This window comes from Paraburkholderia sp. BCC1884 (genome assembly GCF_900996225.1).
Taxonomy (GTDB): Bacteria; Pseudomonadota; Gammaproteobacteria; order Burkholderiales; family Burkholderiaceae; genus Paraburkholderia.
In genome coordinates this window covers 1-454 of the sequence record NZ_CAAJGL010000026.1, presented here as the reverse complement: position 1 = coordinate 454, position 454 = coordinate 1, and the positions used below count along the sequence as shown (strand labels likewise).

The following is a 454-nucleotide window of genomic DNA, read 5'->3' as shown; positions in this document are numbered from 1 at the left end:
GCGCCACCTGCGCCGCGCGCGCGGCCTGCTCGAGCGTGGCGCGCGCCTCCGGCAGGAACAGGCGGCCCGCCTCGGTCAGCGCGACCTTGTGGCGGTCGCGGTCGAACAGGCGCACGCCGAGGCCGGTCTCGAGCGTCTTGATCTGCATGCTCAGGGCCGGCTGCACGATGCACAGCCGCTCGGCGGCGCGGCCGAAGTGCAGTTCGTCGGCGAGCGCGACGAAGGCACCGAGGTGTTTCAGTTCCATGGCGGACGGCTCCCGTGCGGCGCATCGGCCGCTGTCATCAGCGTGGATGATAACAATGGACGAGCAGCGGCGAAGCGTGGATTACGTGGGAATCGCGAAGGGCGCCCTCATGCCTCGACGAGCTACCCGGCTGGTGACGGGCTGGTCATCGGCAGGCATCATCACGACTGAGCGCCGTCACGCCGTCGGCTTCAGCGCCTCGTGCGC

At 70.3% G+C, this 454-nt stretch carries 1 protein-coding gene; it reads right to left on the bottom strand.

What is annotated here, in order from left to right:
* Window positions 1–247 (bottom strand): LysR family transcriptional regulator (locus tag FQ705_RS01965; RefSeq protein ID WP_144137794.1); only part of this gene is annotated, 247 nt, incomplete at its 3' end.
* Between the last annotated feature and the right edge of the window lie 207 nt (window positions 248–454).